We start from the raw sequence: 25,281 nt of genomic DNA, 5'->3' as shown, positions 1-25,281 counted from the left end.
CCTATTCGATGAGTGTCGTCGGCATCGACGGGCACCTCGTCGACGTGGAGACCTATGCGGGCGTGGGGCTTGTGGCGTTTACGCTCGTGGGGTTGCTCGATACCTCGGTGCGTGAGGCGCGAGACCGTGTGCGCGCTGCTTTCGAGTCGTGCGGATTGGACGTGCTGGACCAGAGAATTACCGTCAACCTTTCTCCGGCTGGTATTCCGAAGTCCGGATCCGCCTTCGACCTGTCGATTGCCGCATCAGTGGCCTTGGCCACCGGTCTCGTGTCACCCGCCGCGTTTGAGGATGCGGTCATCGTGGGCGAACTTGCCCTTGACGGCAGTATCCAGCCGGTACGAGGCGTCTTGCCGGCTGTGCTGGCCGCGCGGTCTTTGGGAGTGCGGCGGGTGATCGTGCCGACAGCGTGTGCCCAGGAGGCTCGTTTAGTCAGCGGCATCGAGGTGCTTGATTTTGGGCACTTCGCCGACCTCATCGCGTGGGCCGGGGGCGATGCCGTCAAGGCGCCATTCCACGGGAGGCTGGGGATATGCCGTGAGGCTGCGGATGTCGTCGATCCGTTGGCGCTCGACATGGCGGACGTTCGCGGGCAGCCGGAGGCAATCGCGGCGATGGAGGTTGCGGCCGCCGGTGGGCATCACGTGTTTCTTCTGGGTGAGCCTGGAGCGGGTAAGACGATGCTCGCCTCGCGCCTGCCGACTATTCTGCCGGACCTGGATGCCGACACCGCGCTTGTCACGACCTCGTTGCATTCCGTCGCGGGTTTACTGCCCTCTGGCATGTCTCTCATGAAGCGCCCACCATTCCAGGCGCCGCACCACTCCGTGACGATGCCCGCGCTCATTGGCGGCGGCACCCGCATGCTTGTTCCTGGGGCCGCGTCCCTCGCGCACGGTGGGATTCTCTTTCTCGACGAGGCTGCTGAGTTTGCCCCCTCCGTGCTCGACTCGCTCCGTGAGCCGCTGGAATCCGGTGCGGTGCACCTGCATCGATCGGGGGTGCAAGCCCGTTATCCCGCCTCGTTCCAGCTGGTGATGGCATCGAATCCGTGCCCGTGCGGCGGGGGAAGCGGCGGACGGCGCTGCACGTGCTCATCCATCAACAGGAGGCGGTATCTGGCGCGTTTATCCGGCCCGCTGCTCGATCGGATGGACATACGCATCGACGTGCACACACCGAGCCGCGCGGACATGTCGGCAACGATAGTCCAGACTTCCGACACGATTCGCCAGCGTGTCATCGAGGCGCGCGCGAGGACACGACGGAGGCTTGCGGGCACGCCGTGGACGCTCAATGTACAGCTTCCCGGGTCGTGGCTGCGCCACCACTCAGGCATCGAGACACCGCTCATCAATGAACTTGATCGGCTCGTTGAATCGGGGCACTCCTCGATGCGTGGGGTGGACCGGATGTTGCGTCTGGCGTGGACGCTCGCCGATCTCGAGGGGGCTCCGCGCCCCACTTTTGACCACATCGTTGCAGCGCAGCAGCTGCGAAATGGAGCAGATCACTATGAATGAGACTAAACGATGGGAGGCCGCCTGGTGGTCGGCTGTTGCCGAGCCGGCCGACCCCGCTGCCCGCACGGTCCGCCGAGCGTTGGGTGACGGCGCAGCCCGTGAGTGGCTTCAGAAACAGTGGGTTGGCGTGCCGGAAGCTCTGCGTGGGTACCCGAACATTGACTGGTTGACGCAGTGGAGTAGGTGGCGCGAGCGCGCTCTGTCCGTCGATATCGATGTCGAGCTTGCACGCGTGGCTCGAGGAGGCGGTGGATTCCTCATCCCCACCGATCCGCGCTGGCCGGAGCAACTCGTCTGTCTGGGTGAGGAGGAACCGATGGGCTTGTGGTACCTGGGGAGCCTGCCCGCGGCCCCTCGTATGGGAGACTACCTGTCCATCGTGGGCGCACGTGCCTCCACGGGTGCAGGTAACCGATGCGCCCGCAACATGGCGGCATACGTGGCCTCTGCTGGAGTAACCGTTGTCTCCGGCGGCGCGATTGGGATCGATATCGAGGCCCACCGTGGAGCTCTGTCCGCGCATGGTGGCACGATCTGCGTGCTTGCAGGGGGAGTGTCCAACCCGTACCCGGCCGCTCACGGGAGTGACTTTCGCGCCGTCATTGAGGGCGGCGGCGCCCTTATCTCCGAGGTCCCTCCGACCGCGAGGCCCGCGAAGTGGCGTTTCCTGACACGCAACAGGCTGATCGCGGCGTGGAGCGCGGCGACCGTCGTCGTCGAGGCCGGAGCGCGTTCGGGTGCTCTCGCGACGGCGCGTCGTGCGATGGAATACGGCCGGGAACTCGGCGCGGTACCCGGAGCGGTGGATGCCCCGATGTCCGTTGGCTGTCTGGAACTGGCACGTAACGGTGCCACGATTATTCGCGATGGTCGTGATGCCCTTGAGCTTGTGCGTCCCGTCAGTGCGCAGGGGACGGAACCTCTTTTCGGAATGCCGATCGAAGAAGACCGGGGCATCGCTGCCCTGGAACCGATTCAGCGCCGAGTGTGGGAAGCGCTGCCCAGACGCGCACCGTCGTCGGTGGAGGCAATCTGCGTTGCGGCTGGCCTGTCACGAGCGGAGGTTAATCGTGCCCTCATGGATCTGTCTGTTGCGGGCCTCGTGTCGGGGTCGACGCGTGGCTGGGCGCGAGTCAGTGCAGGCGCATCGTAGGATAGCTCCATGACACGCACGGTGGGGGAGCGCTGGGAAGAGTATCTACGCCTCGGACGACGGATGAGTCCCCACACGATTGCCGCCTACCGTGCCGACCTGCGCTCGCTGATGGAATTTCTGGCTCTCGAGGAGGACGTCTCGCCTGAGAGTCTGCGCGAGACACTGACTGCGCGCGCTATTCGCTCCTGGCTCGCTCAGACGCTTGCGGCGGGGGGTGCGCGATCGACGATTGCGCGCCACACCGCAGCGGTCCGCAACTTTACTGCGTGGGCGTTGCGGGAAGGGATTCTGCCCAGTGATCCGGCTGCCCTGCTGTCGTCACCGCGTGCCGATCAGCGCCTGCCTTCCCCGCTCGACGAATCGGACGCGCGGGTGCTCCTCAATACCGCTCGCGACGAGGCCATGAGGGGTGGGGCGTCGCAGTTACGCAACTGGGCAATCCTCGAACTAACGTATGCGTGTGGCCTGCGAGTCTCCGAGGTCTGTGCCCTCGACGTGTCTTCGCTGAACTGTGAGGCACTCACCGTACGCGTCGTCGGTAAAGGAAATAAGGAGCGCGTGGTTCCGTATGGGCCGCCGGCGGCGCAAGCCCTCGATCACTGGCTCGTCCGAGGCCGCCCGCAGCTGGTGAGAGAGGGGAGCGGCCACGCCCTATTCCTGGGAGACAAAGGGGGTCGCATCGATCCGCGTGTCGTGCGTTCAATGGTGCACAAGATGGCTGCAGGCGCCGGCGTCCACGACATCGCGCCCCACGGGCTGAGGCACTCGACGGCGACTCACCTCCTGCAGGGCGGGGCTGATCTGCGCGCCGTCCAGGAGATGCTCGGGCATTCGTCGCTGTCGACGACCCAGCGCTATACCCACGTGGATACCGCTCGTCTCAGCGCGATCTACCAGCGCGCGCACCCGCGAGCGTAAGGATCGGAGCTCACCCTCAACGTGCGGCCCCAATGCACAGATGGAGCGCCTATGGGGCTTACTGCGCCGATGCCTTGTCCCACGGGAGCAGACGCGGGCGCCCGATTGTCAGGCGGATTGGGTCGATGTACGTGCGCCGCCCGGTTTTCGCACCCCAGTGCAATGTGTGCGAGTCTGCCTCGACGGTGCCGATGACGTCACCTTTCTCAACGTGGTCGCCGACAGCGACCGCGGGAGTGACGGGGAGGTAGGTCGACCAGATATCGCGGCCGCGCACGTTGTGGCGAATCGAAATGACTCCACGCCCTGCAACGGGACCTGCCACGGTCACTGTCCCCGGTGCGCAGGCGTAGACCGGCAAGCCGACCGGATACTCTAACGTCACGCCTCGACGCCCGGACAGCCAATCATGGGCAGGCGGTGCGAATCCTTCGACGATGGGCACCGGCTCGCCCGTGGGCCACTGCCACCGCTCGTCGTGTGGCGTTGCGCTTGCGGGCAGCGCATCTGCGGCAAACAGGGCGACAGCGATAGTGACGATGAGTGATGCTGCGGCGACACGGACGCGCGACGACCTCTGTAAATCCATGACAACAGCGTCGGAGATACAGGCCTTCCCGTCTAGCTGTTTCGAGACCCCTGTGGATAAAAAAGGCCACGGACATGCGCCTGTGGATAACGAGCGGTCGACACGTGTCCCCGGGTGGGAGCCCCGGCCTCGTCGGGGGGAAACCAGTAGGCAACGTCTCATCCGCTTGGCGTCGGACATTGACGCTGTTGTGAGGTAAGATAGCCGGGCACTTGCCATGTGCAGGTGACTTCGCGTGCCATTATCGCGACCCACGGGAAACCGCCAGGGGAGCGAGGCGTGGCGGCTTCGGTCCCTTCGGGGATGGTCGCCGGTCATGGCACCAGGGTGCGCCCAGCGCACAGCAAACCGATAACCCGGGGGAAACCCCACTGATCACTCGCGATTTGCGGGGAAAGGACGAACCATGGCGATCGTTACCATGCGTCAGCTCCTCGAGTCCGGTGTCCACTTCGGTCACCAGACTCGCCGTTGGAACCCGAAGATGAAGCGCTTCATCCTCACCGAGCGCAACGGCATCTACATCATCGACCTGCAGCAGACCATTGCTGACATCGACATCGCCTTCGACTTCGTGAAGCAGACCGTCGCCCACGGCGGCACCCTGCTCTTCGTCGGCACCAAGAAGCAGGCCCAGGAAGCCGTGGCCGAGCAGGCCCAGCGCGTCGGCATGCCCTACGTGAACCACCGTTGGCTCGGCGGCATGCTCACCAACTTCTCGACCGTTGCCACCCGTCTGCAGCGTCTGAAGGAACTCGAGCAGATCGACTTCGACGACGTGGCCGCTTCCGGTCACACCAAGAAGGAACTGCTCATGATGCGTCGCGAGAAGGACAAGCTCTCGCGCACGCTCGGCGGCATCCGCGACATGACCAAGGTTCCCTCGGCCGTGTGGATCGTCGATCCCAAGAAGGAGCACCTGGCGGTCTCCGAGGCTCGCAAGCTGCACATCCCGATCGTCGCCATCCTCGACACCAACGCTGATCCGGACGAGGTCGACTACCGCATCCCCGGCAACGACGACGCCATCCGCGCCGTGTCCCTGCTGACCCGCGTGATCGCCGACGCCGTCGCCGAGGGCCTCATCGCCCGCTCCGACGTCCGCAAGGGCAAGGGCGACGAGACCACCGCCGAGCCGCTGGCCGAGTGGGAGCGCGAGCTCCTCGAGGGCGAGGTCAAGGCTGACGAAGCTGCCGCCGCTGAGGTCGCCGAAGAGTCGGCCACCAAGCAGGACTGAACTTTTTACTGAGAGGAATCATCCGATGGCGAATTTCACCGCTGCAGATGTGAAGGCGCTGCGTGAGCAGACCGGCGCCGGCATGATGGATGTCAAGAAGGCTCTGACCGAGGCCGACGGCGACGCCGAGAAGGCTCTCGAGATCATCCGCCTGAAGGGCCTGAAGTCCCTGTCCAAGCGCGAGGGCCGTCAGGCCTCCGCCGGCCTGCTGGCCGCACAGACCGACGGCACCGTCGGCGTGCTGGTCGAGGTTAACTCCGAGACCGACTTCGTCGCCAAGAACCAGAAGTTCATTGACTTCTCCAACGAGGTTCTGGCTGCCGCCGTTGCTTCCGGCGCCGCCGACCTCGACGCGCTGCTCGCCGCCCCCATGGGTGAGGGCACCGTCAAGGACCGTCTGGATGCTTTCGCTGCGATCATTGGCGAGAAGCTTCAGGTTGGCCGCATCGTGCGCGTTGAGGGCGAGAATGTCGACCTCTACCTGCACCAGACCAACCCCGACCTGCCCCCGCAGGTTGGCGTCTTCGTCGTCACCGATGCCGCTGGCAAGTCCGTTGCCCACGACATCGCGATGCACGTCGCCGCCTACATGCCCGCATACCTCGATCGCGATTCGGTTCCGGCCGACGTGCTCGACAAGGAGCGCGCCACCCTCGAGAAGATCACGCTCGAGGAAGGCAAGCCCGCCAACATCGTTCCCAAGATCGTTGAGGGCCGCCTGAACGCATTCTTCAAGGACAACTGCCTCGTCGACCAGGCCTTCGCGCGTGACCCCTCGAAGTCCGTCGGTCAGGTCCTCAAGGAGGCCGGCGCCAAGGTCACCAACTTCGTGCGCGTGCACGTGGGTGCCTGATCTGGTGACGTCGTCAGCTTGCTGACAAAAGAGAGCGGTCCCGCCCAACGGCGGGGCCGCTTTCCTTTTACCAGGTAGTATTGTTCCTAAGCGTTCCGCCCTCTCAGGGCCGTCATAAAGGAGAAGCGTCATGTCGACGAACCGCCGCGTTTTGCTCAAGCTGTCTGGAGAGGCGTTCGGAGGTGGATCGATCGGCTTGGATCCGAAGGTCGTTCGTAACATCGCTGAGCAGGTCGCGACGGCCGTGCGCGAGGGCGTGCAGGTTGCGATCGTCGTCGGCGGCGGTAACTTCTTCCGCGGCGCGCAGCTGGCGCGCGAGGGTCTTGAGCGTTCGCGCGCTGACTACATGGGTATGCTCGGCACGGTGATGAACGCCCTGGCCCTTCAGGACTTCATTGACCAGTCGGGTATTCCGGCTCGCGTGCAGACGGCGATCACGATGGCTCAGGTGGCTGAGCCGTACCTTCCGCTGCGAGCGATTCGTCACCTGGAAAAGGGGCGTGTGGTTGTCTTCGGTGCTGGTGCGGGCCTGCCGTACTTCTCGACGGATACCGTTTCCGCGCAGCGCGCCCTGGAGATTCACTGCGACGAACTCCTCGTTGCCAAGAACGGTGTGGACGGGGTTTACGACGACGATCCGAACAAGAACCCCGATGCCCACCGCTTCGACACGCTGACGTATTCCGAGGCTCTGCGTCGTGATCTGAAGGTGATCGACGGTTCGGCGTTGGCTCTGTGCCGCGAAAATGGGCTGACGACGCGCATCTTCGGCATGGGTGAGGATGGTGCCGTGACCCGCGCGCTGATGGGCGATGAAATCGGTACGCTAGTGACGGCGTGATATAACCTTCACAGACCACTGACTGAATGGAGCACATAGTGATCGACGATATTCTCCTCGAAGCCGAGGAAAAGATGGACAAGGCCGTGGAAGCGGCTAGCCACGAGTTTGCGAACATTCGCACCGGACGTGCGACGTCCTCGATGTTCGAACAGCTCCTGGTTGACTACTACGGCGCCCCCACGCCGATGCAGCAGCTTGCCAGCTTCCAGATCCCCGAGGCTCGTACGGTTCTGATTTCTCCCTTCGATCGCACCGCGACGCAGGAAATCATCCGTACGCTGCGCGAGTCCGACCTCGGCGTCAACCCGACGGACGATGGCAATGTCGTGCGCGTGGTCCTGCCCGCCCTGACGGAGGAACGCCGTAAGGAGTACGTCAAGCAGGCAAAGAGCAAGGCCGAGGACGGCCGCGTATCTGTCCGCGGTGTGCGTCGTAAGGCCAAGGATCAGCTCGACCGCCTGAAGAAGGACGGAGAGGCGTCCGAGGACGACGTTGAGCGCGCGGAAAAGTCGCTGGACGGCGCGACGAAGGCCCACACCGAGCAGATCGATAAGATGCTTGCCGCGAAGGAAAGCGAACTGCTGACGATCTGATGGCGTCAACTGATCGTTCGTTTCTCGCCCGCATCTTTTCCCCGGGGCCCGCTCGTGAGAATCATCCCGCGAGTGGGCCGACGGGGAAGGCTGGGCGCAACCTTCCGCAGGCCATCACGACTGCGGTTGTATTGATTGCTGCTGTCGCGGTCCCACTCTTCACGTCGCTTCCCGCATTCGTGGGCGTTATTGCGTTCGTGTGCCTTGTCGGCATCTGGGAACTTGCTGGTGCGTTTGCCCGCATGGGGATTACGTTGACTGTCACGCCGCTGTACGTCGGTGCGATCGGCATGGTCACGTGCGCATGGTGGCTGGGTAGCGAGGGGATGCTCTTCGCCCTGTACATCACGGTGTTCGTGTGCGCCGCGTGGCGTCTGCTCGATCACCGGCAGGAATCGCGGATGAGCGACGTCGTGTCTTCGACGTTTGCGGCCGTGTACGTTCCTTTCCTGGCATCCTTTGTCGTGCTCATGCTCGCCGCGTGGCACAACCCGTGGGTGTTCGTTGTCTTCGAGCTCATGGTCATCGCTAACGACACGGGAGGCTGGGCCGCTGGCGTCATGTTCGGCAAACACCCGATGGCACCTGCACTCTCGCCGAAGAAGTCGTGGGAGGGATTCGCGGGCTCTGCTGTGACGGCTATGGCGGTCGGATCGGTCGGCTTGTGGTTGCTCGGTGCCTCGTGGTGGTGGGGCCTGATCGCAGGTATCGCTATCGCCTTCGTGGGGACGATGGGTGATCTCACGGAGTCTCTGATCAAGCGTGAGTCCGGCCTGAAAGACATGTCGCAGATCCTGCCTGGGCACGGAGGTGTTCTCGACCGAGTGGACGCGCTGCTCATGAGCGCGCCGGTTGCCTACTTTATTTTCGCGTGGGCGCTGCCGGGTATTTCTTGGGAGTCTACCCATTGAGCCAAGCAACGAAGAAGCCCCGCGGGGCACATGACCGTACGCCGAATGCCCAGGCGTTGCCGGATCCAACTCGTCGCAGCCCGCGACGTGAGGTTCGGCCGACAGATCAGCCGCCGGAGGGCGCAACGCACAAGGACGCAAAGCCCGTCCTGTCGTTCACGGCGAAGCGCCGTGGAAAGGCTCCCTCGCACCTCGCTGACCTGGATGCTGCTGGCCGTAAGCAGGTCTTGAAGGACCTTGGGCTTCCCGCTTTTCGAGCCGATCAGCTCTCGCGTCACTACTTCACGCATTTTGAGGCTGACCCCGCGAAGATGAGCGATATTCCGGCCGGTATGCGCGACGCTGTGTCACAAGCCCTGTTGCCGAACCTCGTGACGAAGGTCGTGTCGCTGGAGGCTGACGGTGGCCGCACGATCAAGGACCTGTGGCGTCTCTATGACGGTGCGCAGGTCGAGTCCGTGCTCATGCGTTACCCGCAGCGTACGACGCTGTGTGTCTCGTCGCAGGCGGGCTGCGGTATGGCGTGTCCGTTCTGCGCGACGGGGCAGATGGGCCTCACTCGTAATCTCTCGACGGCCGAGATCGTCGATCAGGTACGCGAGGCCCAGGCCTCGTGCCGTGATGGCAAGCTGGCGGGTGGGCCGACCCACCTGTCGAACGTGGTCTTTATGGGTATGGGTGAGCCTCTGGCGAACTACAAGACGGTGATCAGCGCCCTCCATCGCCTCATTGACCCGGCCCCCGAGGGTTTCGGCATGAGCGCCCGCAATATCACGGTCTCCACGGTCGGCCTCGTGCCCGCGATTAAGAAGCTCGCGGGGGAGGGCATGCCCGTGACCCTCGCGGTGTCCCTTCACGCTCCCGATGATGACCTGCGCGATGAGTTGATCCCGATTAACTCGCGTTGGAAGGTCGGTGAGCTTCTGGATGCTGCGCGCGCCTACTTCCTGGCCACGGGGCGACGCGTGTCGATCGAGTACGCGCTGATCAAAGATATGAACGATCAGGAATGGCGTGCTCAGCTCTTGGCTGATGAACTCAATAAACGAGGCCATGGCTGGGTTCACGTTAACCCGATCCCCCTGAACCCGACACCGGGATCGATTTGGACGGCGTCCACGAAGCACGCCCAGGATACGTTCGTTGAGCGCCTGCGCGACAACGGCATTGCGACCTCCATTCGCGATACGCGCGGTTCGGACATTGATGGTGCGTGCGGCCAGTTGGCGACGGCGGTCGCCGAGGGCAAGCGCCCGGTTGGGCAGGGACGCGCATGATCAGGACAGATTTCTCGCGGAGCTTCTGGCGCATGGGCTACGACGTGAGTGAGGTGGTGAGCTTCCTCGCGGACGTTGAGCACACGATCACGGGTGCTCAGACGGACCCGGAGAAGGTCATCACCGCGCAGAAAGCGACGGATGTTGAGTTCACCGTCAGGCTGCGAGGCTTCGACCAGGAGGAAGTCGACACCGAGATCGATCGGCTCATCGAGGTGCTGCGCCACCTTGATGACAAGCGTGCGCAGCGCAGCGGTGACAGTGTCGATGGTGTTGGCGTGTCTGACTCCGGTCAGCCTGTCGTCACCCCCGATACTGAACCGGTGGAGATGCCCGACGAGTATGCCGATTTCGGTACCCCCGAGGCTGTCGATCAGATTCTTCGTTCCATGACACAGGAGAAGGAGTAGTCATGACTGAGTTTCCTAGGGTTGGTCTCTTCTCGAAGGGCTACGACTGTGAGCAGGTCGATGCTTTCTTCGAGGATGCCCGACGTGCATACGAGGGCGCTGTCCCCCCGGAGCAGTTCAGCGCGGAGCAGGTTCGTCTCGCGACGTTTGAACTCAAGAGCCGCGGCTACAACATCGAGGCCGTCGATGGGGCGATGAATCGTTTGGAGGCAGCGTTCGTGAATCGCGACCGTGCGGATTCCGTGGCCGCCGAAGGCGAGGCAGCGTGGTACGACCGCGTGGCGGATCGTGCGACGACTCTGTATCCGCGTTTGCAGCGTCCGCGCGGTGAGCGTTTCTCGCACCCGAGCTCGGGCCGTGGCTACGCCTGCGACGAGGTGGATGACCTGCTGGATCGTCTTGCAGCCTACTTTGACGAGGCCGGCGAGCTGACTGCCGATGAGATCCGTACGGCGACTTTCCGGCCGAAGCGCGGTAAGAAGGCATACGCGGAGGGACCGGTGGATGCCTACCTCGGGCGTGCTGTCGAGATCCTGCTCGCGGTCGACTGATGCTGGCGAGCGCGGAGCAAAGCGGCAGCGTTGTTCCCGTCATCCTGTTGGGATCGACGGGATCGATCGGTACGCAGGCTCGAGAGGTTATTGATGCGCATCCGGGGCGGTTTCACGTCGTCGGTGTGAGTGCTGGCGGCTCGTCGATTGAGGTGCTCGCCGAGCAGATTGTTGCACTTGCCCCCGCGTTTGTGGGCGTTGCGCGCGACGTGCGCGAGGAACTCGTCGTGGCTGTGCGCGCCCTGGGTGGCCAGTGCCCACAGGTGTTCGTGGGTGAGCAGGCGTCGGTTGATGTCGTTCGCGCGTCGGTGGAGCGGGCGGGGGAGGACTATCCAGGCCTCGTTCCCGTCGTGCTGAACGGAATCACGGGCGGCGTGGGTCTGTCCTCGACCCTTGCGGCGTTGGAATGCGGGGCGCGCCTGGCGCTGGCGAATAAGGAGTCGCTGGTTGTTGGCGGCGCCCTCGTGAAGAACGCGATGCGTTTTCCGGGGCAGATTGTCCCGGTGGATTCCGAGCATTCTGCGATTGCGCAGGCACTTGCCTCGGGTGTGCATGAGCGCGGCCTGACGTCTCCGGTTGTGTCGGGTCGCTCCGAGGTCGCTGACCTGGTTCTCACCGCCTCCGGTGGTCCGTTCCGTGGACGCACGCGCGAGCAGCTGCGTGGTGTGAGGGCGCAGCAGGCTCTCGCGCACCCGACGTGGCAGATGGGTCCCGTCGTGACGATCAACTCCTCGACCCTGATCAATAAGGGCCTGGAACTGATCGAGGCGCACCTGCTCTTCGACGTGGCGCCTGAGCACATCATCGCGACCGTTCATCCGCAGTCCATTGTGCATTCGATGGTGACGTGGTGCGACGGTGCGACGACGTTGCAGGCCTCGCCCCCGGATATGCGTCTGCCGATTGCCCTGGGCCTGACCTGGCCTGAGCGTCTGGAGGGCGTGGAGAAGCCCTTGACGTGGACGGCGGCCTCGCAGTGGACGTTTGAGCCGGTGGACAATGAGACGTTCCCGGCGGTGGACCTGGCGCGCTTTGCCGTCGGAGAGTCGGCGACGCATCCCGCGGTGTTGAACGCTGCCAACGAAGTGCTGGTTGATGCTTTTATTGCGGGGGAGGTCCCGTGGCTTGCGATTGTTGACACCGTGTCGGCGGTCGTGCATGAGCACACGGGCGTTGTTGATCCCTCGTTGGATGACATTGTGGCCGCGCAGCGCTGGGCTGATCAGCGCGCACGCGAACTTGTTCGCGCGGGCCAGTGGAAGGATATGTGAGCGTGGGCTCTCTCGTCGGTATCGTTGTTGTCGTTATCGGAATTTTGGCGTCGGTTGCCCTCCACGAGGTGGGGCACATGCTCCCGGCAAAGAAGTTCGGCGTGTTGGTTCCGGACTATGCGGTGGGCTTTGGTCCGGCCCTGTGGAAGAAGAAGATAGGGGAGACGACCTACGCGCTGCGCGCCATTCTGCTTGGCGGTTACGTGAAGATCGTTGGCATGTACGCCCCTGCACGTCCCGGCACGAGGCTCGTCGGACGCGGCGGGAAGCTGACGCTTGCTCAGGAGGCCCGTGAGGCCTCGGCTGAGGAGATCCCTGAAGGGCAGGAACACCGCGCGTTCTATCATCTGAGTGCGCCCAAGAAGGTCACCGTCATGCTCGGTGGCCCGATCATGAACCTGCTCATTTGCTTCGTGCTCTCCGCGATCGCGATGATGGGGATTGGTGCCCCGACGGCGTCGCGCACGATTGCCGAGGTGCCGGCGACGATCACGAGTGCGTCTGGCGAAGTGGCTTCTCCCGCGTACGAGGCCGGGGTTCGTCCCGGGGATACTGTCGTCGCGTGGAATGGGGCGCCCGTATCGACTTTCGCGGACCTGCAGCGCGCTGTTGGTGCGACTCCTGACGGCGAGTCTGCTGTCCTGACTGTCGAGCGCGACGGTGGGACCGTCGACCTGACGGTCACTCCCGTCACGGGGGCGCAGGGGGTCCACATTGTTGGCGTGACCGCCGGGTATGAGTACGTGTCCGCGTCGCTGTCCGACGTTGCCGCCGCTAACTGGCAGATGTTCACGGGCACGGCGTCGGTCGTCGTGCGCCTTCCGCAGGCTGTGTGGCAGGTGGGGCGCTCGATCGTCACGGATGAGAAGCGCGATGCATCCGGTGTGGTGTCCGTCGTTGGCGTCGGTCGTATGGCCGGCGAGGTGACCGGCGACTCGCAGGCGCTGGGCCTGCAGGATACTCGCCAGGTCGTGGCGGTGCTGCTGAGCCTGCTGGCTTCGTTGAACATGGCGCTGTTCGTCTTCAACTTGATTCCGTTGCCGCCCCTGGATGGTGGGCACATTCTCGGCGCCCTGTACGAGGGGGCTCGCCGTACGTTCGCTCGTGCGCGTGGCGCGCAAGATCCAGGGCCAGCTGATACTGCCCGTCTGGTTCCGCTGACGTGGGCCGTGGGAGGCGTGCTGGTCGTCATGAGTGTCATCTTGATTGTGGCGGATATCGTCAAGCCGGTGTCCCTGGGCTGATAAGCCTTGACAAAGGCGGGCGAGCGCCCCGCCGATGAAAGCGAGTCTGACCACGCGTGCGTGGTCCGTGTGGGAAGGATGCGCACAGTGCGCGATAATGAATCGGTGAGTGAAATCAATCTTGGAATGCCCGGCATTGCGGCGTCGCCGTTCCCGCGCAAGCAGACGCGTCGGATCATGGTGGGCGACGTGCCCGTGGGCGGGGGTGCTCCCATCTCCGTTCAGTCCATGACGACGACGAAGACACACGACATCGGGGCGACGCTCCAGCAGATCGCTGAGCTGACCGCGGCCGGTTGCGACATCGTGCGCGTTGCGTGCCCGACGGATAAGGACGCGGATGCGCTTCCGATTATTGCCAAGCAGTCGCGTATCCCGGTGATCGCCGACATCCACTTCAAGCCGAAGTACGTCTTTCAGGCGATCGAGGCGGGCTGTGGTGCGGTGCGCGTCAACCCCGGCAACATCCGCAAGTTCGACGATCAGGTCAAGGACATTTGCAAGGCTGCCTCCGATCACGGTGTGTCGCTGCGCATCGGCGTCAACGCCGGTTCTCTGGATCCGCGCCTGCTCAAGAAGTACGGCCGCGCGACGCCCGAGGCTCTGGTTGAGTCCGCGATCTGGGAGGCGTCCCTCTTTGAGGAGAATGACTTCCACGACTTCAAGATCTCGGTGAAGCACCATGATGTGCTCACGATGATCGAGGCCTATCGCATGCTGTCGGAGGCGGGGGATTGGCCGCTGCATCTGGGCGTCACCGAGGCTGGCCCGGCCTTCCAGGGCACTATCAAGTCTGTTTCCGCGTTCTCGATCCTGCTCGCTGAGGGTATTGGCGACACGATCCGCGTCTCCCTGTCCGCTCCTCCGGTTGAGGAAGTCAAGGTCGGCACGAAGATGCTGGAGTTCATGGGCCTGCGAGACAAGACTCTGGAGATCGTCTCGTGTCCGTCGTGCGGTCGCGCTCAGGTCGACGTGTGGACGCTCGCTGAGAACGTGACCGAGGGCCTGAAGGACCTGACTGTTCCGCTGCGTGTCGCCGTCATGGGCTGCGTTGTCAACGGGCCGGGCGAGGCCCGAGAGGCAGACCTCGGTGTTGCTTCCGGCAACGGTAAGGGACAGATTTTCATTCGAGGCGAGGTTGTTGAGACCGTGCCGGAGGATCAGATCGTCGAGACGCTGATCCGACGTGCGAATGCCCTTGCCGAGGAGCTCGGGCTCGAACCGGGTTCCGGTAGCGTCGAGGTTGCCCCCATCACTGCCCCGGAGGTTAAGCTGCCGGGCATTGACTTCTGAGCGTTCACAAGGAGTATCACATGCGTTTTCGTACTCTCGCGTGCCTGTCACTCGTTGCGGGTGCTTGCGCTGTGGCGGCTACGGGCTTTCCGCGGCGCATCGGCCTGACAGCGTCTCAGGCGGATGTGTCGCTGCCCGGTGACCTGGTTCTTCCCGGCGCGAACGTGGTCGTTGATCGCGGCATCGCGATCGACGCGTCAGCGTCTACTGTCTGGGATGTGCTCGGTCATGTATTCGAGCCTGAGGACGAGTCCACGATCATCGATATCGAGGACGAGGATCATATCCTGATGCGCGTTGCACCGCCCGGCGCCCCGGAGGGAGCCGAGGCCTCGGGCACGTGTGTGATCGCTCTGCTGCCCTTGTCTCCGTCGCGTACGCTGCTGCACATTCGTGAGCGTCATGTGGCGCAGGGCCGTGAGCGCGCGCTCGCGTGGGCGGGAGTCACCGCAGAGTCCCTCTCGTCGCTGTCCATGCTGCGTGATTTGCGCGATGCGTGCGTTGGTGGGCTTGTTGATGCCTGATTAGTCTCGTTTCGACTCTTTCAGTTGGACAGATATCCCCGTTGATGTTGTAGTATCGCTAGGTACGCAACGCCAACGGGGATGTTGCTTTTGTCCGAAGGGGGACGCAATGGTCGCCAACTCCACTGCTCTGATCGCACTCGTGGGCCTCGCTATCGCTCTTGTCTGGGCGTGGGCATGGTTCGGAATCGGCGCGAGCGCGCGCCGTGTCTCCGTGCGTCTGGAGCTTGGCGGTGGCAATGCGGCTGGCGAAATGGGGCGGGTCGTGTGGCCGCTGATGCCGATGCTGTCCGTCCTGTGGTTCCTCACTGCCGATCTGATGGCTCGCGAGGCACGCGGACTCGACACTCTTGGTTCCCTCGGCCTCGTGATTGGTGTTCTTGCCCTGATGGCGGCGGTCGCTGTTCAGGCTCTCTACTTTGGTGGCCTGCCCGAGTGGGCATACCCGGGGTGGATGGCCCGCCGTTACTACGCGGCACACCCGGGCGCCCGCGAGCGCGAACTTGGTGCGTGCGCCGCGATCTGAGCCGCTACATGCCTCGATGAGCCGCTACACGGCTGTGCCGGTGGCCTTCGAGGCTTTGCGTGCCGTACTCTTGGAGCATGCTTCGAAATCTCTCGACTTTCTTCCTGCGAACCCTGCGTGAAGACCCGGCTGACGCAGAGGTCAATTCGCATAAGCTTCTGGTGCGTGCCGGCTATATCCGCCGCTGCGCCCCCGGTATTTACACGTGGCTGCCCCTCGGCCTGCGCACCCTGCGCAAGATTGAGGACATTGTCCGCGAAGAGATGGATGCGATGGGAGCGCAGGAGGTCCATTTCCCGGGCCTGATCCCTGCAGACCCCTACAAGGCAACGAACCGCTGGGAAGAGTACGGTCCGACGCTGTTCAAGCTCAACGACCGCAAGGGTGGCGACTACCTGCTGGCCCCCACGCACGAGGAGATGTTTACTCTCCTTGTGAAGGACATGTACTCCTCGTACAAGGATCTGCCCGCCACGCTGTACCAGATTCAGACGAAGTATCGCGACGAGGCTCGTCCGCGCGCGGGTCTGATTCGTGGCCGTGAGTTCGTGATGAAGGACGCCTACTCCTTCGACATCGACGACGAGGGCCTGAACGCTTCCTACCAGGCCGAGCGCGACACCTACGAGCGCATCTTCCAGCGCCTGGGCCTGCCGTACGTCATCGTTTCTGCAATGAGTGGTGCGATGGGTGGTTCGCGCTCGGAGGAGTTCCTGCACCCCTCACCGATCGGCGAGGACACCTTTGTGGCTTCCCCGGGCGGCTACGCCGCCAACGCGGAGGCCGTGACGACCCCCGTTCCTGACGTTCAGGACGCCTCCGGCGTTCCTGCACCGGTTGAGGTGCCGACTCCCGATGCGCCGACGATCGAGGCGCTCGTGGACCTGCTCAACGAGAGCTACCCGCGCGAGGACCGTCCCTGGACCGCGGCGGACACACTGAAGAACGTCGTCGTGACGCTGACGCACCCGGATGGCGAGCGCGAGCTCCTCGTCGTGGGCGTGCCCGGTGACCGCGACGTTGATATGAAGCGTCTCGAGGCTTCCGTTGCTCCCGCCGAGGTTGAGATGGCCTCTGACTCCGACTTTGAGCCGCACCCTGAGCTGGTGCGCGGCTACATCGGCCCCACGGTGCTTGGCCCCAACTCGCCCAAGCGCGTCGTGGACGAGGAGGGCAACGTCTCCGGTTCCGTGCGCTACCTGGTCGACCCGCGCGTCGTCGAGGGGACCGCCTGGGTGACCGGCGCGAACGCCGAGCAGCGTCACATTCTGAACCTGGTCATGGGCCGCGACTTCACGGCTGACGGCACGATCGAGGCCGCTGAGGTGCGCGAGGGCGACCTGGCTCCTGATGGTTCGGGTCCCCTCCACCTCGAGCGTGGTATCGAGATCGGCCATATCTTCCAGCTGGGACGCAAGTACGCCAAGGCCTTGGGCCTGACCGTGCTCGACGAGAACGGCAAGACTCAGGTCGTCACGATGGGTTCGTACGGCATTGGCGTCACTCGCGTGATGGCCGCTCTGGCCGAGGCCAACTGCGACGAGAAGGGTCTGAGCTGGCCTGCTCAGATTGCGCCCTTCGACGTGCACGTGCTGGCGACCGGCAAGGGTGACGAGGTCTTCGACACCGCGCAGTCTCTCGGCGAGCAGCTCGACGCTGTCGGCCTGGACGTCCTCGTCGACGATCGCCGTAAGGTGAGCGCTGGCGTGAAGTTCAAGGACTACGAGCTCGTGGGCGTGCCCTTCGGCCTGGTCGTTGGCCGCTCGCTGGCCGACGGTGAGGTGGAGATCCGCGTGCGCGCCACCGGCGAGACCATCGTCGTCCCCGTCGACGAAGCCGTCACTCGCCTGCGCGAGCTCCACGCCGCGGCCCTGAAGGGGGAGTGACATGGCTATTCGTCCCATCCGCATTATCGGCGACCCGGTCCTGCGTACCGTGTGTGACCCGATCACGGAGATCACCCCGAATGTGAAGGCCCTCGTTGAGGATCTTCTCGAGGGCGTCGACATGGACGGTCGCGCTGGTCTGGCCGCCAACCAGATTGGCGTCAGCCTGCGTGCGTTCTCTTGGAATATTGACGGCGAGATCGGCTACGTGCTCAACCCTCGTATCGTGGCGTTGAGCGAGGACGAGTACCAGGACGGCGACGAGGGTTGCCTGTCGGTTCCCGAGCTCTGGTACCCGACCGAGCGCGCCTGGTATGCGCGTTGCGAGGGCACCGACCTGGACGGCAAGAAGGTTGTCGTCGAGGGTGAGGAGCTGATGGCTCGCTGCATTCAGCACGAGTGTGACCACCTCGACGGTCACATTTACATTGATCGCCTGGATCGCGCGACCCGCAAGAAGGCGCTGCGAGACATTCGCAACGCCGGTTTCTAAGCATCGAGCGTTGTCGTGGCGTGGACGCGCCGGGGAATGGAGTGCATTCCCCGGCGCGTTCGACTATCCTGTAACTACATCGTGTGCGTCGTTAAGGCGCAGATCATTGCGACTCTCGGCAGTTTAGGGCGTAGGGGAAGACGATCCTGACAAAGCCAACAGGAGGAACAATGAGAGGGTCATACACCCGCGGTGTACTTTTCGTGCACTCAACACCGCCCGCTCTGTGCCCGCACATCGAGTGGGCGCTGGGCACCGCGCTCGGCCAGGAGGTCCACCTCCAGTGGTCGGATCAAGAGGCGGCGCCGGGCATGGTTCGCTGCGAGTTCTCGTGGGTCGGACCGGTTGGCTCGGGCGCCCGTTTGGCGTCCGCTCTGCGCGGTTGGGAGCACCTGCGCTATGAGGTGACGGAGGAAGCCACCGCCTCGAGTGACGGCGGACGCTGGTGTCACACGCCTTCCCTGGGTATTTTCCACTCGCAGATGGACACGGTCGGCAACGTCGTTGTCCCCGAGGATCGTATTCGCGCGGCCCTGGAGTCTGCGACCACGTACGAGGAGCTCCGCGAGGGCCTCGACCTGGCCCTCGGCCAGGCGTGGGACGATGAGCTTGAGTCCTTCCGCCATGCGGGTGCCGGCGCCCCCGTGCGCTGGCTGAATAACCGGGTCGGCTGATGGGTTCAATCGCCGATCTGCTCGGTGACCAGCTGCGCGCAGGCTTAGCGCAGCTGGTCGATCCCGATACGTCTGACGACGCGCCCGGCGCGGCCCCGGCCTCGTCGGAGAGCAGAGTTGACACCGCGCAGGACCGCGCCCGAGAGGCCGCGATGGAGGCTGTGCTCGACGAGGTGGAGCTTGACCCCGCCGACGCTCGCGGGGAGCTCACCTTGCGTGGCGACCTCGACATGGACGACGTCTCCCTCTACGCCGTCGTCGCGCGCGTCGAGCGCGAGGCCAAGGTGACGCTCACGGACGCTGCGGTCGAGGAATGGGTGACGCTGGCCGACCTGCTTGACGCGGTTACTGACGCCGTGTCCAATCACTAACGAAAGAGCTGATTACGGGAGTCTCAACGACTTCTCCAATGTTCGTAAAGTGCCGGAATTTCGGGCCTACAGGGCCTACCATGGAGGCGCATCGGCCGGAAGGAAACGGCCGGAGAACAGACGGAAGGAACAACGTTGACCCGCACCGAAGAAGATCTGCTTGGCACCCGCGAAGTACCCGACGACGCGTACTGGGGCATTCATACGTTGCGCGCCATCGAGAACTATCAGATCTCGGGGCGCACGATCAATGAGGCGCCCGAGCTGATTCGCGCTTTCGCCCAGGTGAAGAAGGCGTGCGCGATGGCGAACATGCAGCTCAAGGCGATGAAGCCGTCAAAGGCCGAGGCGATCATCGCCGCGTGCGACGAGATTATCGAAAACGGCCGCTGCATGGACCAGTTCCCCGTCGACCAGTTCCAGGGCGGTGCCGGTACCTCCGTCAACATGAACGCGAATGAGGTCATCGCGAACCTGGCACTGGAGATCCTCGGTGAGGACAAGGGCCGCTACGACATCATCAACCCCAATGACCATGTCAACCGCTCGCAGTCGACGAACGACGCTTACCCGACGGCCTTCCGTATTGCGCTGTGGCGTAAGGTGAATCGCCTGCGCAAGGCCATCGATGAGCTGGCCGATGCTTTCGATGAGAAGGGCGCCGAGTTCCGCCACATCCTGACGATGGGGCGCACGCAGCTGCAGGACGCTGTCCCGATGTCGCTGGGCAGCGAGTTCTCGGCCTTCGCGCACACGCTCCGCGAGGAGGATGAGCGCCTCGTGAACAACGCCGAGCTGCTCCTCGAGACGAACCTGGGCGCGACCGCTATCGGTACCGGTCTGAACACGCCCGATGGCTACCAGCAGGTCGTCGTGCGCCACCTGCGTCGCATCACGGGTGCGCGCGTTGTCGGCTCTCCCGATCTCCTCGAAGCCACCTCTGATACCGGCGCCTATGTCTCCATGCACGCGACCATCAAGCGCAGCGCCGTCAAGCTGTCGAAGGTCTGCAACGATCTGCGTCTGCTGGCTTCCGGCCCTCGCGCTGGCCTCAACGAGATCAACCTTCCGAAGATGGCCGCGGGCTCGTCGATCATGCCCGCCAAGGTCAACCCGGTTATCCCCGAGGTCGTCAACCAGGTCTGCTTCAAGGTGATCGGCAACGATCAGACCGTGACCATGGCGGCCGAGGCTGGCCAGCTCCAGCTCAACGTCATGGAGCCCGTCATCGCCCAGGCGCTGATCGAGTCGATCAACCTGCTCGTGAATGCGTGCGACACGCTGCGTGAGCGCTGCGTCACCGGCATCACGGCGAACCCCGACGTGTGCCGCCACTACGTCGAGAACTCCATCGGTATCGTCACCTACTTCAATGACGTGATCGGTCACCACCTGGGCGACGTCGTCGGTAAGCGTGCCGCTGCCGAGGGTAAGACCGTCCGCGAGGTCATCCACGAGATGGAGCTCCTCTCGGAGGAAGAGGTCGAGCGCATTCTCTCGCCCGAAAACCTCGCGCACCCGAAGTACGCGGGTACTGACGAGAGCTGAGTAGCCTCTACGTACAGACGAGGCCGGGGATCCTGCGTGGGTCCCCGGCCTTTGTTGTTGGTACGTGACGGCGCTAGGGGAGGAGTGATTCCTTAAACGAACGCACGAAGGTACCGAAACGCTCCACACGGTCCGAGAAGTAGCGGTAGATGCGCCTGCGCGCGTCTCCGACGTATTCGACGGTCTGCAGATCCTCGTAGCGGAAACGACCCTGCTCGTCGATGAGTGAGGGGGCCACCAGGCGCTGGGTAATCTCGCAGCGGAAGTGCGTGTAGGTCCCGTCCTCCGTGGCCTCAAGGACGCGGCAAACGAGGCTCATCTGGGAGTCGTCGAGGACGGGGACGCCGTCATAGTCGCTCGATGCGACGTGGGCATCGCCAAGCTTATTCCCACCAGAGACGGTACCCGCATACTCGAAGAGGCCCATGGCCTCGGGCCCGAAGAGGTTCAGTGAGCACACGCCTGAGCGCTTGATGGAGCGTGCTGCGTGTGTCGTCGAATCGCAGCCGATCATGACCATCTGTCCCAGTGAGTACGAGGAAGACCCCGTCGTGATTCCGACGCCGACAGCGTCGTCGGGGTAGGCCAGGATGTAGACGGGAAAGCCGTAGTAGAACTTTTCGGTCTCGTAAGGAACGTGCATGCATCCATTGTGCGCCGCGGGCTTCAGGAGGGCAGGAGGTATCCCACCTGTCGGGGAATGAGAGGAGGCCGGGAACCCCGCGTGGGGATCCCCGGCCTCGTCCTCATAACCGCTGGGCGCCGCGATGGAGGAGCGCGGGCCTAGCGACGATCACTCCTCGCCAGCGTGGTCATTGCCCTGGATCGCGTAGTTGAAGAGCTCGTACTTGTCGATCGCCTGCTGGACGACCGACGGGTCAACCTGGCCCTTCTCGGCGAGGGCTGCCAGCGTGCGCACGACCATCGACTCCGCGTCGATGTGGTACCAGCGGCGAGCAGCGCGGCGGGTGTCGGAGAAGCCGAAGCCATCCGCACCGAGCACGTGGTAGTCGCCCGGGACCCACTGACGGATCTGGTCAGGCAGCATGCGGTCGAAGTCGGAGGAGGCCACGAACGGACCCTCGCGACCCGCGAGCTTCGTCGACACGTAGGGGGTAAGGCGCGGTGCGGACGGGTGCAGGAAGTTGTGTTCCTCGGCATCCAGGCCGTCGCGGCGCAGCTCGTTCCACGAGGTCACGGACCACACGGCGGCGTCCACGCCCCAGTCGCGAGCCAGCAGCTCGCGAGCCTCGCGCGCCCACGGCACGCCGACGCCAGAAGCGAGCAGCTGAGCCTTGGGGCCGCCGAAGTTCTGGTGCTCATCGACGTTGTAGATGCCCTTGATGATGCCCTCGACGTCCACGTTCTCCGGCTCGGCGGGCTGACGGATCGGCTCGTTGTACACGGTGATGTAGTACATGACGTTCGGATCGCGGCCATCCGCGTCGCCGTACATGCGCTGCAGGCCATCCGCCATGATGTAGCGGATTTCGTACGCGTACGCCGGGTCGTAAGACACGAACGCGTGGTTCGTCGCCGCCAGGACCTGCGAGTGGCCGTCCATGTGCTGCAGACCCTCGCCCGCAAGCGTCGTACGGCCCGCGGTGGCGCCGATAACAAAGCCCTTCGTCATCTGGTCACCCGCCGCCCAGAACTGGTCGCCCGTACGCTGGAAGCCGAACATCGAGTAGAAGATGTAGATCGGCACCATCGGCAGGTCGTGCGTAGCGTATGCCGTGCCGACGACCTGGAAGGCGGCGGCCGAGCCGGCCTCGGTGATGCCCGTGTGCATGATCTGGCCGCGCTCGGACTCGCGGTAGGACAGCATCATGTCCGCATCCACGGGCGTGTACGACTGGCCGGTCGTGTTGAAGATCTTCGCCGACGGGAAGATCGCGTCCAGACCGAAGGTGCGAGCCTCGTCGGGGATGATCGGCACGAAGTACTTGCCGACCTGCTTGTCCTTGATGAGGTCCTTGAACAGGCGCACGAGGGCCATGGTCGTGGCGACCTCAAGCTTGCCGGAGCCCTTCGAGAGCGCCTCGAAGGGGCGGGTGGGCAGCTCGGGGAGCTTGGGCTGGCGGTCGGCGCGGCGCTCGGGCACCCAACCGCCGAGGATCTCGCGGCGCTCCTTCATGTACTGCAGGGCCGGGTGATCGGCCGGCGGCATGTAGTACGGCGGCATGTAGGGATCGCGCTCGAGTTCCTCGTCCGTGATCGGGATCTGGAGGCGATCGCGCAGCTGCTTGGCGTCCTCGAGGGTCAGCTTCTTCATCTGGTGCGTCGAGTTACGGCCGGCGAAGTGCGAGCCGAGGGCGTAGCCCTTAATCGTGTGCGCGAGGACGACGGTCGGCTGGCCGGTGTGGTCCATGGCTGCCTTGTAGGCTGCGTAGACCTTGCGGTAGTCGTGGCCACCGCGCTTGAGCTCCCAGAGCTGCTCGTCCGTCCAGTTCTTGACCATTTCCTTGGTGCGCGGGTCGCGGCCAAAGAAGTGTTCACGCACGTAGGCCCCGTCGTTCGCGCGGAAGGTCTGGTAGTCGCCGTCCAGGGTCTCGTTCATGACGTGGACGAGGGCGTCGTCCTTGTCGGCGGCGAGCAGCTGGTCCCAGCCGCGGCCCCAGATCACCTTGATGACGTTCCAGCCCGCGCCCTTGAAGAAGGCCTCAAGCTCCTGGATGATCTTGCCGTTACCACGCACCGGGCCGTCGAGACGCTGCAGGTTGCAGTTGATGACGAAGGTCAGGTTGTCCAGGCGCTGCTGGGCGGCGAGCTGGAGCATGCCGCGGGATTCGGGTTCGTCCATCTCACCGTCGCCGATGAAGGCCCACGTGTGCTGCTGCGACGTGTCCTTGATGCCGTTCATGAAGAGGTAGCGGTCGAACCAGGCCTGGTAGATGGCCTCGGCGGGACCCAGGCCGAGCGAGACCGTGGGGAACTCCCAGAAGTGCTCGAGCTGGCGCGGGTGCGGGTACGAGGGCAGGCCGTGCTTGGTCGAGACCTGCTGACGGAAGCCGTCCATCTCCTCTTCGGAGAGGCGACCTTCGAGGAATGCGCGGGCGTAGGGGCCGGGGGAGGCGTGTCCCTGGAAGAACACGTGGTCGCCGCCGCCGGGGTGGTCCTTGCCGCGGAAGAAGTGGTTGAGGCCGACCTCGTAGAGGGTGGCAACCGATGCGTAGGACGAGATGTGTCCGCCGACCTTGACGCCGGGGCGCTGAGCGCGCGTCACCTGGACGGCGGCGTTCCAGCGGATCCAGCGGCGGTATTCGCGCTCCATGGCTTCGTCGCCGGGGAAGTAAGGCTCCTGGTCAACGGGAATGGTGTTGACGTAGGGGGTCGTGTACTCCTGGGGGAGTTGAACGCCGTTGCGGCGCGCCTCGTCCAGCATGTGCAGCAGGATGTAGCGTGCACGGGGGCCGCCCTTTTCGTTGATGAGCCCGGACAGGGACTCAACCCATTCGGCGGTCTCCTGGGGGTCGTTGTCGGGAACCTGAGGGATCAGGCCGTTGACGACGGGGTGGGACTCGTGGAGTTGGCTCACGGTGTACCTTCTCGCTTGACTCGGTGCTGCTCGCGCAGCGTGCGTGGGCGATGTCCTCGGGCGACATCGCGCATATCGGGACCATTGTCCCACTATTGGGGATCCTTTGCGAGTGTTTGCCTCGCGTATCGACTATGAGGTGCGTATCACCGGAGCGAGCGTTGTCGCTGCAGGATAAATTCCCAGCTCAGGCGGGGCAGCCGCCGGGGCGGTGTTTCATGGTTGTTTATCCCTTGCATTCCAGTAGCTTCCATGCCCTAGGATGAAGGCGTGAACGTTGATATGACACTGAGCGCCAGCTCGTTGATGGGCGGTGCTGCGTGATGGCAGTGAGCCTGGGTTTTTCGTCCGATGCGATCGTGCAGGAGTTCTACGTCGATGACGACGTCGATCAGGCTGTGCGCGATGCTGTTGAAGGGGAGACGGGGCATCCGCTCGTGGACGTCGATTACGCAGACGTCGTGGATGGCGCGATTGTCTGGTGGCGCGCGGATGATGCTGAGGAAGAGGACCTCGCGGACGTCCTCGTCGATGCGATGTCGAACCTGGACGATGGTGGGCTGATCTGGGTGCTGATTCCTAAGCCAGGTCGGCCGAATTCTGTGCGGGTTGGTGACGTGGAGGAGGCCGCGGAGATCGCGGGCCTGCATGCGACGACGTCGACGGCGCTGGGGCAGAACTGGGCGGGTGTGCGCCTCACTGCGCGTCCGCGGTCGCGCCGCTAGTTTCATCGACGAGGCCGGGGCAGGGCAGCGCTCTTCTGTGCTGTGTTGCTCGGCTTCGGATGTGACCGTACGTGCCTCTTCTGGTAGATTGGCGCGTGCGTGGGGCCTTTAGCTCAGTTGGCTAGAGCATCTGGTTTACACCCAGAAGGTCATCGGTTCGAGCCCGGTAGGGCCCACAAAAGGCAGGGGCCGGAAGCGAAAGCTTCCGGCCCCCGAGCGTATCTGCTCGCGCTACTCGGCGGCTGAGTCGGTCAAGTCCTGTGGAGTGGTGTAATCGTTTTGTGTCCTTCGGGGTGGGTTATGCGCTGAGTTGGAGTGTGGGTTCC

General features: G+C 64.0%; 25 protein-coding genes and 1 tRNA gene. 23 read left to right on the top strand and 3 right to left on the bottom strand.

All coding sequences use genetic code 11. The annotated features are described in order from the left end of the window. The first annotated feature begins 8 nt into the window (after positions 1-8). The 3 genes from QP415_RS05170 to QP415_RS05160 are packed head-to-tail and all read left to right on the top strand — an operon-like array spanning position 9 to position 3,597. Entirely contained in the window at positions 9-1,523 is a 1,515-nt protein-coding gene (locus QP415_RS05170; RefSeq protein ID WP_285099167.1) for a YifB family Mg chelatase-like AAA ATPase, read from the top strand. Then, the gene (gene dprA, locus QP415_RS05165; protein ID WP_016461068.1) at positions 1,516-2,676 is read left to right on the top strand and encodes a DNA-processing protein DprA; all 1,161 of its coding nucleotides are present in this window, start codon (positions 1,516-1,518) and stop codon (positions 2,674-2,676) included. The genes QP415_RS05170 and dprA overlap by 8 nt, the downstream gene beginning before the upstream one ends. 9 nt (positions 2,677-2,685) lie before the next feature. Next, complete coding sequence (locus QP415_RS05160) at positions 2,686-3,597, top strand: tyrosine recombinase XerC (protein ID WP_285099166.1); 912 nt, start codon at positions 2,686-2,688, stop codon at positions 3,595-3,597. A gap of 58 nt (positions 3,598-3,655) precedes the next feature. Here QP415_RS05160 and QP415_RS05155 read toward each other — a convergent pair whose 3' ends face one another. After that, positions 3,656-4,186, bottom strand: a complete 531-nt coding sequence (locus QP415_RS05155; protein WP_285099165.1) for a M23 family metallopeptidase — start codon at positions 4,184-4,186, stop codon at positions 3,656-3,658. A 406-nt stretch (positions 4,187-4,592) separates the two neighbouring features. On the opposite strand from QP415_RS05155, the gene rpsB reads away from it, so the two are divergent. From rpsB to aspA, 18 genes are all read left to right on the top strand, one after another. Continuing rightward, positions 4,593-5,423 (top strand): 30S ribosomal protein S2, encoded by an 831-nt coding sequence (gene rpsB / locus QP415_RS05150; RefSeq protein ID WP_285099163.1) that lies wholly within the window; start codon positions 4,593-4,595, stop codon positions 5,421-5,423. 25 nt (positions 5,424-5,448) lie between these two features. Beyond that, entirely contained in the window at positions 5,449-6,276 is an 828-nt protein-coding gene (gene tsf / locus QP415_RS05145) for a translation elongation factor Ts (protein WP_016461064.1), read from the top strand. A 130-nt stretch (positions 6,277-6,406) separates the two neighbouring features. Continuing rightward, on the top strand, positions 6,407-7,117 hold the full coding sequence (gene pyrH, locus QP415_RS05140; protein WP_016461063.1) for a UMP kinase: 711 nt from the start codon (positions 6,407-6,409) through the stop codon (positions 7,115-7,117). A gap of 38 nt (positions 7,118-7,155) precedes the next feature. After that, positions 7,156-7,713, top strand: a complete 558-nt coding sequence (gene frr / locus QP415_RS05135) for a ribosome recycling factor (RefSeq protein WP_048676278.1) — start codon at positions 7,156-7,158, stop codon at positions 7,711-7,713. Then, complete coding sequence (locus QP415_RS05130; RefSeq protein ID WP_285099159.1) at positions 7,713-8,624, top strand: phosphatidate cytidylyltransferase; 912 nt, start codon at positions 7,713-7,715, stop codon at positions 8,622-8,624. The genes frr and QP415_RS05130 overlap by 1 nt, the downstream gene beginning before the upstream one ends. A gap of 56 nt (positions 8,625-8,680) precedes the next feature. Further along, positions 8,681-9,901, top strand: coding sequence for a 23S rRNA (adenine(2503)-C(2))-methyltransferase RlmN (rlmN, locus tag QP415_RS05125; protein ID WP_285099247.1), 1,221 nt, complete (start codon positions 8,681-8,683; stop codon positions 9,899-9,901). Further along, complete coding sequence (locus QP415_RS05120) at positions 9,898-10,311, top strand: DivIVA domain-containing protein (RefSeq protein ID WP_285099157.1); 414 nt, start codon at positions 9,898-9,900, stop codon at positions 10,309-10,311. The genes rlmN and QP415_RS05120 overlap by 4 nt, the downstream gene beginning before the upstream one ends. Positions 10,312-10,313: 2 nt before the next feature. Then, positions 10,314-10,862, top strand: a complete 549-nt coding sequence (locus tag QP415_RS05115; RefSeq protein WP_016461058.1) for a DivIVA domain-containing protein — start codon at positions 10,314-10,316, stop codon at positions 10,860-10,862. After that, complete coding sequence (gene dxr / locus QP415_RS05110) at positions 10,862-12,133, top strand: 1-deoxy-D-xylulose-5-phosphate reductoisomerase (RefSeq protein WP_285099155.1); 1,272 nt, start codon at positions 10,862-10,864, stop codon at positions 12,131-12,133. The genes QP415_RS05115 and dxr overlap by 1 nt, the downstream gene beginning before the upstream one ends. Before the next feature lie 2 nt (positions 12,134-12,135). Beyond that, entirely contained in the window at positions 12,136-13,377 is a 1,242-nt protein-coding gene (locus QP415_RS05105; protein WP_285099246.1) for a M50 family metallopeptidase, read from the top strand. Positions 13,378-13,503: 126 nt separating this feature from the next. Next, positions 13,504-14,670 (top strand): flavodoxin-dependent (E)-4-hydroxy-3-methylbut-2-enyl-diphosphate synthase, encoded by a 1,167-nt coding sequence (gene ispG, locus QP415_RS05100; protein ID WP_034475418.1) that lies wholly within the window; start codon positions 13,504-13,506, stop codon positions 14,668-14,670. Between the two features lie 20 nt (positions 14,671-14,690). Further along, positions 14,691-15,194 carry a hypothetical protein gene (locus QP415_RS05095; RefSeq protein ID WP_048676259.1) on the top strand — a complete coding sequence of 168 codons (504 nt, stop codon included), beginning with the start codon at positions 14,691-14,693 and terminating at the stop codon, positions 15,192-15,194. A 109-nt stretch (positions 15,195-15,303) separates the two neighbouring features. Next, positions 15,304-15,720, top strand: coding sequence for a hypothetical protein (locus tag QP415_RS05090; RefSeq protein WP_285099153.1), 417 nt, complete (start codon positions 15,304-15,306; stop codon positions 15,718-15,720). A 77-nt stretch (positions 15,721-15,797) separates the two neighbouring features. Beyond that, the gene (locus QP415_RS05085; RefSeq protein ID WP_285099151.1) at positions 15,798-17,606 is read left to right on the top strand and encodes a proline--tRNA ligase; all 1,809 of its coding nucleotides are present in this window, start codon (positions 15,798-15,800) and stop codon (positions 17,604-17,606) included. A gap of 1 nt (position 17,607) precedes the next feature. Further along, positions 17,608-18,099 carry a peptide deformylase gene (gene def / locus QP415_RS05080; protein ID WP_016461051.1) on the top strand — a complete coding sequence of 164 codons (492 nt, stop codon included), beginning with the start codon at positions 17,608-17,610 and terminating at the stop codon, positions 18,097-18,099. Between the two features lie 170 nt (positions 18,100-18,269). Next, positions 18,270-18,773: a DUF3145 domain-containing protein gene (locus tag QP415_RS05075; protein ID WP_048676248.1), complete on the top strand. Its 504-nt coding sequence runs from the start codon at positions 18,270-18,272 to the stop codon at positions 18,771-18,773. After that, the gene (locus QP415_RS05070) at positions 18,773-19,144 is read left to right on the top strand and encodes a phosphopantetheine-binding protein (protein WP_285099147.1); all 372 of its coding nucleotides are present in this window, start codon (positions 18,773-18,775) and stop codon (positions 19,142-19,144) included. The genes QP415_RS05075 and QP415_RS05070 overlap by 1 nt, the downstream gene beginning before the upstream one ends. A gap of 135 nt (positions 19,145-19,279) precedes the next feature. Next, positions 19,280-20,692, top strand: a complete 1,413-nt coding sequence (gene aspA, locus QP415_RS05065) for an aspartate ammonia-lyase (protein ID WP_016461048.1) — start codon at positions 19,280-19,282, stop codon at positions 20,690-20,692. A 73-nt stretch (positions 20,693-20,765) separates the two neighbouring features. Here aspA and QP415_RS05060 read toward each other — a convergent pair whose 3' ends face one another. Next, the gene (locus tag QP415_RS05060; RefSeq protein WP_016461047.1) at positions 20,766-21,335 is read right to left on the bottom strand and encodes a flavin reductase; all 570 of its coding nucleotides are present in this window, start codon (positions 21,333-21,335) and stop codon (positions 20,766-20,768) included. 150 nt (positions 21,336-21,485) lie between these two features. Next, on the bottom strand, positions 21,486-24,230 hold the full coding sequence (gene aceE, locus QP415_RS05055; protein ID WP_285099145.1) for a pyruvate dehydrogenase (acetyl-transferring), homodimeric type: 2,745 nt from the start codon (positions 24,228-24,230) through the stop codon (positions 21,486-21,488). A 323-nt stretch (positions 24,231-24,553) separates the two neighbouring features. On the opposite strand from aceE, the gene QP415_RS05050 reads away from it, so the two are divergent. Next, positions 24,554-24,955, top strand: a complete 402-nt coding sequence (locus tag QP415_RS05050; RefSeq protein WP_016461045.1) for a DUF3052 domain-containing protein — start codon at positions 24,554-24,556, stop codon at positions 24,953-24,955. A gap of 102 nt (positions 24,956-25,057) precedes the next feature. Next, positions 25,058-25,131: transfer RNA gene (locus QP415_RS05045), tRNA-Val, on the top strand. The last annotated feature ends 150 nt before the right edge of the window (positions 25,132-25,281 follow it).

Source organism: Pauljensenia sp. UMB3104 (assembly GCF_030217285.1).
Taxonomy (GTDB): domain Bacteria; phylum Actinomycetota; class Actinomycetes; order Actinomycetales; family Actinomycetaceae; genus Pauljensenia.
The sequence above is the reverse complement of the archived record's forward strand: the minus strand, read 5'-3'. Positions and strand labels throughout refer to the sequence as shown.